Origin of the sequence: Sulfurirhabdus autotrophica, from assembly GCF_004346685.1 — a bacterium.
GTDB lineage: Bacteria > Pseudomonadota > Gammaproteobacteria > Burkholderiales > SMCO01 > Sulfurirhabdus > Sulfurirhabdus autotrophica.
Genome location: NZ_SMCO01000022.1, coordinates 42,184 through 53,631 on the forward strand (window position 1 = coordinate 42,184; position 11,448 = coordinate 53,631).

General features: G+C 48.5%; 10 protein-coding genes and 1 pseudogene. 5 read left to right on the top strand and 6 right to left on the bottom strand.

The window, feature by feature from the left end; translation table 11 throughout:
• Positions 1–15: 15 nt before the first annotated feature.
• A complete protein-coding gene (gene pmbA / locus EDC63_RS15795; RefSeq protein WP_223248493.1) occupies positions 16–1,434 on the top strand; it encodes a metalloprotease PmbA in 1,419 nt (472 codons plus the stop codon).
• A 63-nt stretch (positions 1,435–1,497) separates the two neighbouring features.
• Positions 1,498–2,592, top strand: a complete 1,095-nt coding sequence (locus EDC63_RS15800; protein ID WP_124948246.1) for a TRAP transporter substrate-binding protein — start codon at positions 1,498–1,500, stop codon at positions 2,590–2,592.
• Positions 2,593–2,780: 188 nt separating this feature from the next.
• On the opposite strand, the gene EDC63_RS15805 is transcribed toward EDC63_RS15800, so the two are convergent.
• Together EDC63_RS15805 and EDC63_RS15810 are read right to left on the bottom strand one after the other, a co-directional pair.
• On the bottom strand, positions 2,781–4,250 hold the full coding sequence (locus EDC63_RS15805) for a TRAP transporter large permease (RefSeq protein ID WP_124948247.1): 1,470 nt from the start codon (positions 4,248–4,250) through the stop codon (positions 2,781–2,783).
• On the bottom strand, positions 4,250–4,825 hold the full coding sequence (locus EDC63_RS15810; protein ID WP_132920954.1) for a TRAP transporter small permease subunit: 576 nt from the start codon (positions 4,823–4,825) through the stop codon (positions 4,250–4,252). Before EDC63_RS15810 ends, EDC63_RS15805 begins: the two co-directional genes overlap by 1 nt.
• 199 nt (positions 4,826–5,024) lie before the next feature.
• Between EDC63_RS15810 and EDC63_RS15815 the strand changes: the two genes are divergently transcribed.
• From EDC63_RS15815 to EDC63_RS15825, 3 genes are all read left to right on the top strand, one after another.
• Entirely contained in the window at positions 5,025–5,474 is a 450-nt protein-coding gene (locus tag EDC63_RS15815) for an MASE1 domain-containing protein (RefSeq protein WP_132920955.1), read from the top strand.
• Positions 5,475–5,645: 171 nt separating this feature from the next.
• The gene (locus tag EDC63_RS15820) at positions 5,646–8,333 is read left to right on the top strand and encodes a CHASE domain-containing protein (RefSeq protein ID WP_132920956.1); all 2,688 of its coding nucleotides are present in this window, start codon (positions 5,646–5,648) and stop codon (positions 8,331–8,333) included.
• A 58-nt stretch (positions 8,334–8,391) separates the two neighbouring features.
• Positions 8,392–9,210: a potassium channel family protein gene (locus tag EDC63_RS15825; RefSeq protein WP_124946963.1), complete on the top strand. Its 819-nt coding sequence runs from the start codon at positions 8,392–8,394 to the stop codon at positions 9,208–9,210.
• Positions 9,211–9,257: 47 nt separating this feature from the next.
• Here the strand turns inward: EDC63_RS15825 and EDC63_RS18595 are convergent, their stop codons facing one another.
• The 4 genes and pseudogenes from EDC63_RS18595 to EDC63_RS15840 all read right to left on the bottom strand — a co-directional run.
• Positions 9,258–9,419, bottom strand: coding sequence for a hypothetical protein (locus EDC63_RS18595; RefSeq protein WP_165923018.1), 162 nt, complete (start codon positions 9,417–9,419; stop codon positions 9,258–9,260).
• 16 nt (positions 9,420–9,435) lie between these two features.
• Positions 9,436–10,098 (bottom strand): hypothetical protein, encoded by a 663-nt coding sequence (locus EDC63_RS15830; RefSeq protein ID WP_124946964.1) that lies wholly within the window; start codon positions 10,096–10,098, stop codon positions 9,436–9,438.
• Positions 10,099–10,300: 202 nt separating this feature from the next.
• The gene (locus EDC63_RS15835) at positions 10,301–11,338 is read right to left on the bottom strand and encodes a glycosyltransferase (RefSeq protein ID WP_124946965.1); all 1,038 of its coding nucleotides are present in this window, start codon (positions 11,336–11,338) and stop codon (positions 10,301–10,303) included.
• Between the two features lie 30 nt (positions 11,339–11,368).
• Positions 11,369–11,448: pseudogene (locus EDC63_RS15840) on the bottom strand (IS1595 family transposase); the annotation flags it as partial.

The window sequence follows — 11,448 nt, forward strand, 5'->3', positions numbered from 1 at the left end:
AACGACTTTATTATAATGAGCAATCGCAATATGCGACCGGAAGTCAGAAATAAACCGGTGCATACGCTGAATGCTGACTGTTTAGAGGTGTTTGTGTCTGATTCCAGTTTTTCCTATTCTAAAGAAACGTTACAGCAAATCACGCAGGATATCCTTGATCAGGCTTTAAAACAGGGAGCATCTGCCTGCGAAGCAGAAGTGTCTGAAGGTTTTGGCCAAAGCGTGACTGTGCGCCAGGACGAGGTGGAAACCATAGAGTATAACCGTGACAAGGGAATAGGCGTAACGGTTTATATTGGTAAGCAACGCGGTCATGCCAGCACGTCTGACCTGAATCCTCAGGCCATTCACGATACGGTGAAAGCCGCGCTCAGTATTGCCAAATTCACGGCCAGCGATGAGTTTTCCGGATTAGCCGATGAAAAATTTATGGCTAAGAACATCCCCGATCTGGATTTGTACCATCCCTGGGGGCAGTCGGTTGAAGCTTCCATCGAACAGGCAAAAGTGTGTGAAGCTGCCGCTTTAAGTGTTGATAAGCGCATTAATAATTCCGAAGGTGCAACAGTTGGCACACAGGAATCCCATTTTATTTATGGGAATAGTATGGGCTTCATGGGAGGGTATGCGGCTTCGCGTCACAGCATTAGTTGCGCCGTTATTGCAGAATCCGAGCAAGGCATGCAGCGCGACTACTGGTACACCACGTCACGCAATGCGGCTGAATTGGATAATGCTCGTAGCGTTGGGCTGCGCGCTGGTGAGAAAACGGTACGTCGTCTGGATGCGCGCAAACTTCAGACCATGCAGGTGCCTGTATTGTTTGATCCGTCACTGGCTTCCGGATTGTTATCGCATTTTGTTTCTGCAGTCAGCGGCGGCAGCCTTTATCGCAAATCGTCATTTTTGCTGGATAGCTTAGGTCAGGAAATATTCTCGCCATTCATTGAATTAAAGGAACTGCCGCATATTAAAGGCGCTTTGGCGAGTGCGCCGTTTGATAACGAAGGCGTGGCAACCCATGCGCGCGATGTGGTCAGCAATGGAGTGTTACAAGGTTATTTCCTGGGTAGTTATTCCGCACGCAAACTCGGTATGGCTACGACGGGTAATGCGGGTGGTAACCATAACCTGATTTTGTCCAGTACAGGTCAGGATTTTGCCGGCTTACTGAAAATGATGGGTAAAGGCTTGCTGGTGACTGAATTGCTCGGTCATGGTGTGAATCCGGTAACAGGTGATTATTCTCGCGGAGCGGCAGGTTTCTGGGTGGAAAATGGTGAGATTCAGTACCCTGTGGAAGAAATTACCATTGCGGGAAATTTGAAAGATATGTTCAAGGGTATCCTTGCCGTAGGTAACGATGTGCTTATCCGTGGTTCCAAGCAATGCGGCTCGATTCTTGTAGACCGGATGACGGTTGCCGGGGAATAAAACCAAACAGTTTTTTCTATTAAGGCTGAGAAATATCAAATCTTAACTTTGGGGAGAGTTTGCATGCAAAGACGTTCGTTTTTGAAAAAAGCGGGTATTAGCCTGGCAACCGGGGCAAGTGTGGTGGCTGTACCTGCTTTAGCCAAGGAAGAAGCATTGCCTGAAATACAATGGCGCATGGCATCCAGCTTTCCTAAAAGCCTGGATACGATTTATGGCGCGGCTGAAACGCTGTCTAACCGTGTTTCCAAACTGACCCAGGGTAAATTTCAAATTCGCGTTTTTGCCGGGGGCGAGTTGGTGCCCGGTCTGCAGGTTCTGGATGCAGTCAGCCAAAATACTGTTCAGTGCGGCCATACTGCCAGCTATTACTATGTGGGTAAAAACAAAGCTTTTGCCTTTGATACGGCGCTTCCCTTCGGATTAACCGCCCGTCAGCAAAACGCCTGGTTTTATTTTGGTGGTGGTTTGCAACTGATGCGCGAGCTGTTTAAAGGTTATGGTCTGATCAATTTTCCGGGAGGCAATACCGGCACTCAGATGGGCGGATGGTTTCGCAAAGAGATCAAAAATCTGGCTGATCTGAAAGGACTTAAAATGCGCATTCCGGGAATCGGTGGCGAGATCATGTCCAAATTGGGTGTGGTTCCGCAATCCCTGCCCGGTGCAGATGTCTACCCGTCATTGGAAAAAGGCACGATCGATGCAGCTGAGTGGGTGGGTCCTTACGATGATGAAAAACTGGGACTCTATAAGGTGGCCAAACATTATTATTATCCCGGTTTCTGGGAAGGATCAGCGAATCTGTCTTTCATCGTCAACCAGAAAGAATGGGACAAGCTTCCACCACTCTATCAGGAAGCCTTTGAAGTGGCAGCCGCAGAAGCCAACCTGATCATGCTTGCTGAATACGATGCCAAGAATCCGGCTGCATTGGGTCGGTTGTTAAAAGGCGGAGCCAAGCTGCACCCATTTCCCAAAGATGTCATGGAAGCTGCACTCAAAGAAGCCAATAAGTTATATAACGAAGAAGCGGCTAAAAACCCTGCTTTTAATAAGATATACGCTTCCTGGAAGCGTTTCCGTAATGACGAATTTCAGTGGTTCCGTGTGGCTGAAGCGACATACGCAAACTTCACCTTTAACAACGTCAAGTAACTCGGGTGAATATCCCGTTTTTCAGCAAACCTGGAAAAGGGAATGATGTCAGGCAGGCACATGCTTGATATCGGCTGTGGTTAAGGTTTGCTTCCATCTAAAACAGTTAACCGCAGAGGCGCGGAGGCGCAGAGCAAGAAAAGCATAGTTTCTATGCTATCAGGCTATTTACCTTCGTCTTTTTCCTGTCATTTAGTGCCTTCTCCATCGTTACTGAATGTAAATTCAGGTGCCTCTGTTGGCGCGTCATAACGCTGTACCGGTAACTCAATTTTTAGCGGTGTATTTGCCGATACTTTCTTTTGTTCTACCGTGACCAGATTAGGGAAAGCGATAATGAGTCCCACCATGATGATCTGAATAAAGATAAATGGTATTGCTCCCCAATAAATCTGGGGAGTGGTGACTTTAGCAATGGACTTGCCTGTCATTTTGTCCAGATAGTCGTCCTTAGGTGCAACGCTGCGCAGAAAGAAGAGTGCAAAGCCAAATGGCGGGTGCATGAAAGAGGTTTGCATGTTGACTGCGAGCAATATGCCAAACCAGATCAGGTCTATCCCCAGTAAGCTCGCGACTGGAGCCAGCAAAGGCACAAGAATGAAAGCAAGTTCAAAAAAATCCAGAAAAAATGCCAAAACAAAAATCAGGATATTCACTACCACCAGAAATCCAAGTTGACCGCCAGGCAAACCGGTTAGCAGGTGCTCTACCCACTGGTCACCATTCACACCACGGAAAACCAGGCTGAACACGGTGGAGCCAATCAGAATAAACATCACGAATGATGACAGTTTCGCAGTCGTGTTCATGGCTTGTTTAAGCATACTGAGATTGAGTCGTTTGTTGATGAGTGCCAGTATCAGTGCGCCTGACGCACCCATTGCACCGCCTTCGGTGGGGGTGGCAATGCCGAGGAAGATCGTGCCGAGTACTAGAAAAACGAGAAATAACGGAGGGACTAACGTGAATAAAACTTTACGCAGTAGCGCAAATCCTTTCAATGTCCTGGCCTCTGGTGGCAGTGCAGGTGCCATAGCCGGTTTAAGCAAGGATATGCCCAGTACGTAGGCGGCATAAAAGCCGGTAAGTGCCAAGCCGGGAAGCAGGGCAGCGCTGTACATATCGCCAACCGATCTTCCCAGTTGGTCAGCCAATACAATGAGCACCAAGCTGGGCGGCAGGATTTGTGCGAGTGTGCCGCTGGCGGCAATGACACCCGAAGCGAGGCGGCGATCATAGCCGTAGCGCAGCATGATTGGCAGGGATATCAATCCCATGGAAATCACCGAAGCGGCTACCACGCCGGTGGTGGCCCCCAATAGTGCGCCTACCAGCACCACGGCAAAGGCAAGTCCGCCACGTAATGGCCCGAATAACTGTCCTACGGTCTCCAGCAGGTCCTCTGCCATGCCGCTGCGTTCCAGAATCAGGCCCATGAAGGTGAAAAATGGAATAGCCAGGAGGGTTTCGTTTTGCATGATGCCGTAAATGCGTTGTGGCAGGGCACCCAGCAATTCCGGTGTGAATAATCCAAGCTGGATGGCAATCCAGCCGAATAACAGGCCATTGGCCGCAAGGGAAAATGCCACCGGGTAACCAATCAACAGAAAGATTACCAGTGAGGCAAACATTAGCGGTGCCATCATGCTCGCAGACATTACGCTTCCCCTTCTTTTTGAGAGGCATCCATGAATTCGCTGAGTGGCGGGTGAGATGGGGGTTCTGGTGGTTCGATTCCCAGCAAAAAGCCAATGCGTTTGATGATCTCGGCAATGCCTTGTAACAGCAGTAAAAGAAAACCCGCCGGGATAAGTGCTTTTGCTGGCCAGAGAATCAGCCCGCCTGGGTTACCAGACCACTCTTGGGATAACAGAGAGTGGGTGAAAAAAGGCCAGCTGTAATAAAGAATAATCAGTGACATGGGTAGCAGAAAAAATAGGCCCCCAAAGATATCCAGCCAAGCCTGCGTGCGTTTGCTGAATCGTCCGCTAATCACATCCACCCGCACATGTTCGTTTTGTTTCAGGGTGTATCCGGCAGCAAGCAGAAAGACAGCTGAAAAAAGATACCACTGTATTTCCAGAAAGGCGTTGGAGCTGACGTTGAACAGTTTTCGACTAATGGCATTGCCCGTACTAATGAGTACAGTAACCAGAATCAGCCAGTAAACTGAATGTCCGACACGCTCGTTCAAGTAGTCTATCAAATGGGCAATACGCAGTAATGCTTTCATTTTGTGGTCTTTGTCAAAATCTGTTTAATTAGTGGAGGCATTATACCTTGGCGCCGGATTGGTAAAATGTGTCTGTAGTTTGGTATGGTCAATAAACGTTGACGTGAAAATGAGCGCAACTTAAAATCAAAGTCAGCAAGCAGTCAGTTCATGCATAATACCCAGCTTATGGCGGGTGGTAAAAAATGAAGACTCAATAATGACAACAGAAAACGGTCACTTAATCTCCCCCTTGTTGTCCCCGCAGCGACTGGCTATGATTTTCGGGCTAGCATTGATGTATTTTCTGGCAGGCCGGTTGGGTCTGCTGCTAGCTATTCCCCCTGGTTACGCAACCGCTATTTTCCCTCCAGCCGGTTTTGCCCTGGCCGCCTTACTCCTTTACGGAAATAGAATCTGGCCGGGCGTATTGCTTGGTTCGTTTGCGCTCAATCTGTCCATGGCACCGCATTTTCAAAATGTGTTCAGTCACACTGGATTAGTCGCGCTCTCTATCGCTATCGGCGCAACGATGCAAGGGCTGTTCGGCGCTGCACTGATTCGACGCTTTGTTGGTTTTCCCACTCCCCTCGCAGAAGAGTGGGAAATTTTTAAATTTTTTATGCTGGGCGGTCCGGTCAGCTTGTGGTCTTTGTCAAAATCTGTTTAATTAGTGGAGGCATTATACCTTGGCGCCGGATTGGTAAAATGTGTCTGTAGTTTGGTATGGTCAATAAACGTTGACGTGAAAATGAGCGCAACTTAAAATCAAAGTCAGCAAGCAGTCAGTTCATGCATAATACCCAGCTTATGGCGGGTGGTAAAAAATGAAGACTCAATAATGACAACAGAAAACGGTCACTTAATCTCCCCCTTGTTGTCCCCGCAGCGACTGGCTATGATTTTCGGGCTAGCATTGATGTATTTTCTGGCAGGCCGGTTGGGTCTGCTGCTAGCTATTCCCCCTGGTTACGCAACCGCTATTTTCCCTCCAGCCGGTTTTGCCCTGGCCGCCTTACTCCTTTACGGAAATAGAATCTGGCCGGGCGTATTGCTTGGTTCGTTTGCGCTCAATCTGTCCATGGCACCGCATTTTCAAAATGTGTTCAGTCACACTGGATTAGTCGCGCTCTCTATCGCTATCGGCGCAACGATGCAAGGGCTGTTCGGCGCTGCACTGATTCGACGCTTTGTTGGTTTTCCCACTCCCCTCGCAGAAGAGTGGGAAATTTTTAAATTTTTTATGCTGGGCGGTCCGGTCAGCTGTTTGGTAAATTCCGTTATTGGTACCAGCACTTTGATGGCAGCAGGGGCGATTACAGCAGATGCTTTTGCTTTTAATTGGTGGACCTGGTGGGTAGGTGACGTCATTGGCGTATTTATCGCCACACCCCTGGTATTTATTGCGTTAGCAAAACCAAGACTGTTGTGGAAGCAGCGTGTGCTCTCAGTGGCTCTTCCTCTTCTACTCACCCTGGCAGTCGTGATTACCTTGTTTGTGCACGCAAGTTCATGGGAATCTCAACAGCAGCATGCTGATTTCAGAGATGAAACCAAGAATGTTGCGACTGCTTTGCATAGTGATTTGCAAGTATATCTGGCAATTCTTGCGTCTATTGAGCGCCACTTTGTTGCTTCAGGTGGGGAGGTGAGTCGCCAGCAATTTAGTATTTTCGTGGATGAGGCGCTTGGGAGACATCCTGGACTCCAGGCTTTGGAGTGGCTCCCTGTTATAAAGGAAGTTGATCGAGCCGGCTTTGAGCTTGCGCTCCAAAATGAAGGTTTTTCTGGTTTTCAGTTACTGGATCGCAATATGAGCAGCAAGGTGATACCTGCAATAAAGGCTGCTGAGTACGTTCCAGTGGCTTATGTTGAACCTTTTAAAGGAAATGAAAGTGCCCTTGGCTACAACGTTGCTTCCAATCCAGTCAGGCTGGATGCTTTGGTTCGAGCGCGTGATACGGGGCATGCTGTAGCAACGGGTCGAATTAAACTGGTGCAGGATACAAGTGATCAATTCGGTTTTTTAATATTTTTACCTGTGTATGACCGAATCGGCAAACTGACAAATGCCGCCGAGCGGGCTCAGCATATTCAAGGTTATGCCGCCGCCGTGCTGAGAGTTGGCGACATGCTGGGCGTACATGCAAAAGGCTTGGCAAGCAGGGATATTGCATTACGGGTGATTGACGAAGCAGCTCCCGATGCTTCATTGCAGGTGCTCTATCAATCGCCAAACTGGGGCGAAGCCACCGCTCAAAGTGCGCTAGGCCATTCATCCAATCTGGAAATTGGCGGAAGAACATGGCGAATCGAATTTATGCCATTACCCCACTATCTGGTCATGCATCGTGCCTGGCAAGCGTGGGCAACATTGGCCGGCGGATTGTTGTTCACAGGTATGCTGGGTGCCCTGTTGCTTCTGATAACCGGCCATACCGGAAAAGTTCAGAAAATTGTGGATGAACGCACTAACGAGTTGCGCATTATTCTCGATAATGTTGTGGATGGCATCGTCACGATTGATCAAAGTGGGAGGGTTCAGTCATTTAATCGTGCAGCCGAAACCATTTTTGGCTATCAGGCTAATGAAATTATCGGAAAGATCTTTAAAGTGCTCATGCCGGAACAATTCCATGAAGAATACGATGACTATCTGGACAACTTCCGTAAAACCGGTACCACACGTATATCTGGAAAGGTCAGGGAAATGGTTGGTCAGCGCAAGGATGGCAGTGCTTTTCCGATAGACCTTGCAGTTTCCCATAGCTTCCACCACGAGCAACCACTATTTATCTGTGTGGTGCGTGATATTACCGAACGTAAACGTATCGATCGAATGAAGAGTGAATTCGTTTCCACCGTGAGCCATGAGTTGCGTACACCGCTTACCTCCATAAGTGGTGCGCTGGGTTTGCTTGCTGGTGGTGCGCTGAATGGAAATCCCGAACAGGTCAAACAGATGGTTGATTTGGCGCATAAGAATAGTCTTCGCCTTGCATCATTGATTAATGATCTGCTGGATATGGACAAGCTGGTAGCAGGCAAAATGAAGCTTGAATTGACAGAGCAGCCCCTGATGCCACTGGTGGAGCAAACCATAGAAGCTATTCACGCCTATGGAGAGAAATATCAAGTCAATTTTAAGCTTGTATCGCGGGAAGAAGTGGAAGTGCGAGTTGAAGGCAGCAGATTGATACAGGTGTTGAATAATTTTCTCTCCAATGCAGCGAAATTTTCACCACGGGGCGGAGAGGTTGAAATTGCAGTACGCAAAGCAGGAGATGCGGTAAGAGTTGAAGTGACAGACCATGGGGAAGGCGTCCCCGCGGCATTCCGGGAGCGCATTTTCCAGAAATTTTCTCAGGCGGATTCATCTGATACGCGACAAAAAGGAGGGACCGGTCTTGGCCTGGCCATAAGCAAAGAGTTGATGGAGGGCATGCACGGTGTCGTCGGGTTTGAATCGGAAGAGGGGCAGGGGGCGTGTTTTTATTTTGAATTGCCGATAAGTACTGGCAAGGGTTAAAAATACGATAATAGGAAGTTTAAAATGTGGGTAATCATGAACGAGATGAAAGAGAAATATGGGCCGTAATTATCGAATTTTTATAGGGATGGGGGGCGTGCCACCTCGTGAAAACCCAGAAGCCCATATTTGGGAGCGCAAGCTGCATTGGGTAATGGTGGGTGTGGCCTTGCTGGCCCTTCCGGCATTTTATCTGGAGGTGAGTCACCAATCCGGATTGCTCAGTGTAATCGGGCAAGTGCTGGATAGCATTATATTGACAGCATTTGTAGCGGAACTCGGCTGGATGCTTTATTTAACCCGCCAGAAGTTAACCTATGTAATGTACAACTGGCTGGATTTGCTGATTATATTTGGTGCGGCAATGAGTTTCGTCGGGGTAGAGGCGGAATGGATTCCCTTGGTTCGGTTGCTGCGGCTGGCCTACGTTTCCTTGTTGCTGGCTCGTGTGCTCGGGTCATTGCGCAAATTATACGCACCAACGGCTATACCTTATTTACTTGGGTGGGGGGCGGTAACCCTCGCGCTGGCAGGGGCGGGGTTTTTTTGGCTGGAACCGACAGTGCATTCCTATTCACAAGGGTTATGGCTGGCTTTTACTTCAGGTGCAACGGTCGGCTATGGTGATATTGTCCCCACCACCAATGCTTCGCGTGTGTTTGCAGTAATGATGGTAGTGCTGGGGTTCACCATGCTATCTGTGGTCACTGCCAGCTTGTCAGCATTTTTTGTCGGGGAAGAAGAAAAGGTATTGCGGCGTGAGATGCATCGGGATATCAAGGCGCTAAGGGAAGATGTAAAAGCCTTGCGTGGGGAGTTGAAAGTTTTCTATGAAAACAAGGCTTCCAGCAAGTCAGGGAGGAAAGAAACTATCTGACAATATTTTGATCTAATTTTGTATGGGGGTGACTTGGATAACAGTATCTACGCGGGCTGGCTCAAAAATTCATCGGCCTGTTTATCAGTAAAATCTCCCCTGTTTACCTCCGTCAGTTCATCTTTTCTTGATCCTTTTGAAAAAAACCTCGCATAAGAAGCTTGCGCAAGCTGTGCATATTCAAAATACTTAGAAATCGAGTTAATCATGGTATTGCTTCCTTATTTACTGAATAGGGGGAATAACGGCTTCGATAAAACCTCTGGTATCACCGCAATAGTTGGCTGATCCTTCTTTGTTAGCTCCAGTGATTACTCGAAGAAATCTAATTATTGTGCTGCCCTGATATCCAAAGCTGCGGGCAATACCCATACGCTCTTGGTTAGTCATGTTGTAAATTGATCTCTCAACCGACCATATATAGTTCGGTCTGCTAACGATTGATTGTTCAGACATCGCATATAGGACTGATGGCTTATCAATCACCTCATCTTGAATATCAAATTCCCCCTTAGAACCGGCACTATATCTATGAAGGTGGCCGTCATTTCGACCTTCTACAAACTTATAAAGACCACTTCGTTCACCATAAATTGGCTTCAAATATTCCCTAGCAGTTCCAACGCCTACACTATTGTCATTGATGAAAAACCCCTCCACCGGAACACTCTTATACACATGCAGTCCACCCTCGCTTCTGCACAAGTATTGCCAGTGCCAGTAGCCGTAAATTTCATCACCGAAAAACACCGTAAATAGCACGACGAACACTACCCAAGGTACAAGTCTGGATTGAAACCGCCTACCAGCCCACCGAGTACCTGCACGACTGACAGCAAGTCCTAGCAACAAATATCCCAGCAATAAAAATGGAAATAATAGAAACATTTATGCCAACTCCTTCCACATACCATTCATGCCATTGGTTCCATTAAGAACGCGCAGGTTGTATTGCCAAACCCAACCTGCAGATCTATTTCCCATCTTTTTCATTTTTTACATATTTCCTTCTCAAAAATTTCACTACTCTGCCCTACTCAATATCTTCGTGTGTATAGGCTCATGCCAACCCAACGTCCACATCACATCCCTACCGGCTGTTCACACCCTGCACCACCGGCCTTAACAAACAACTAATCACTGCCTGATATTGCCTGAGGGATTGCTGCACTTCGTACTGCTCCACAATGGTTTGCCGTGCTGCCTGCCTGATGGAATGCATGCGGTCCGGGTGCCCCAGCACTTCATCTACCGCATCCGCTATCTGTTGCGGGGAGAAGAAATCCACCAATAGCCCGTTTTTGCCGTGTTGCAGTACTTCACGCACCGGGGCGGTATCGGATCCAATCACCAGGCACCCTGCTGCCATGGCTTCGAGCATGGACCAGGAGAGGACGAAGGGGACGGTGAGATAGATGTGGGCGGTGGAGACTTGCAGCAGTGCCAGATAGTGGGCATAGGGGATTTTACCCAGGAAGTGCACGCGGTGCGGGTCGATGCTGATTTCTTGTAACAGTTTTTCCCGCCAGGTTTGGTTGTTGGGTAGTTTCTGGCCGTAGCTGACTTCATCTCCCCCCACGATGACGATCTGGCTGTTGGGGTGGCGCCGGCAGATTTCGGGCACGGCACGCATGAACTGATGGAACCCGCGGTAGGGTTCCAAATTGCGCGAGACGTAGGTGATGACTTGGTCTTGCTGGGTTAGCACTTTGCCGTTGGGCAGGGTGAAGGTTTGGCCGGGCGCTGGTTTCACCAGGCTGGTATCGATGCCTTCATGTATCCGGGTGATTTTGTGGTGGTAGCCCTGTGGATGCAACTGCTTTTGCCATTGGGTGGGGCTGACACCGGCATCGCAGGTTTCCAGGTTGAGCAGATGCAGCGCGTTGCGGGTGCGTATACGGGTGCGGCCATCCAGGCTTAAGGGGTATTCCGGGTCGAAGTTGGCATCGGCACCTTCTGCATGGTAGTAGAATTCAAAGTGGCTGAGCAGCGGGGTATCCGGGTAGATGTCTTTGACGTACAGCGCTTCTCCCCAGCCGGGATGGGCGATGATGATGTCTGGTACAAAGCCGTCTGTTTTGAATAGGAACTTCGCCACAATGTTTTGCAGATTGAATCGTGATGCCATTTTGAATGATATTTTTAGGGTCTTAGGAAGTTAAAGCGGGTTTAGTCTCAACAATTTGAGTAGTCCAAGGTAAAGATTATCACGACGATGATTAAAGCGATATTCAGTTT

What these genes read in the sequence shown, in the direction of transcription:
- EDC63_RS15835 (WP_124946965.1), bottom strand. Translation starts at nt 11,338, where the DNA reads ATGGCATCACGATTCAATCTGCAAAACATTGTGGCGAAGTTCCTATTC.
- EDC63_RS15800 (WP_124948246.1), top strand. Translation starts at nt 1,498, where the DNA reads ATGCAAAGACGTTCGTTTTTGAAAAAAGCGGGTATTAGCCTGGCAACC.
- EDC63_RS15810 (WP_132920954.1), bottom strand. Translation starts at nt 4,825, where the DNA reads ATGAAAGCATTACTGCGTATTGCCCATTTGATAGACTACTTGAACGAG.
- EDC63_RS15820 (WP_132920956.1), top strand. Translation starts at nt 5,646, where the DNA reads ATGACAACAGAAAACGGTCACTTAATCTCCCCCTTGTTGTCCCCGCAG.
- EDC63_RS15830 (WP_124946964.1), bottom strand. Translation starts at nt 10,098, where the DNA reads ATGTTTCTATTATTTCCATTTTTATTGCTGGGATATTTGTTGCTAGGA.
- EDC63_RS15815 (WP_132920955.1), top strand. Translation starts at nt 5,025, where the DNA reads ATGACAACAGAAAACGGTCACTTAATCTCCCCCTTGTTGTCCCCGCAG.
- EDC63_RS15825 (WP_124946963.1), top strand. Translation starts at nt 8,392, where the DNA reads ATGGGCCGTAATTATCGAATTTTTATAGGGATGGGGGGCGTGCCACCT.
- pmbA (WP_223248493.1), top strand. Translation starts at nt 16, where the DNA reads ATGAGCAATCGCAATATGCGACCGGAAGTCAGAAATAAACCGGTGCAT.
- EDC63_RS15805 (WP_124948247.1), bottom strand. Translation starts at nt 4,250, where the DNA reads ATGTCTGCGAGCATGATGGCACCGCTAATGTTTGCCTCACTGGTAATC.
- EDC63_RS18595 (WP_165923018.1), bottom strand. Translation starts at nt 9,419, where the DNA reads ATGATTAACTCGATTTCTAAGTATTTTGAATATGCACAGCTTGCGCAA.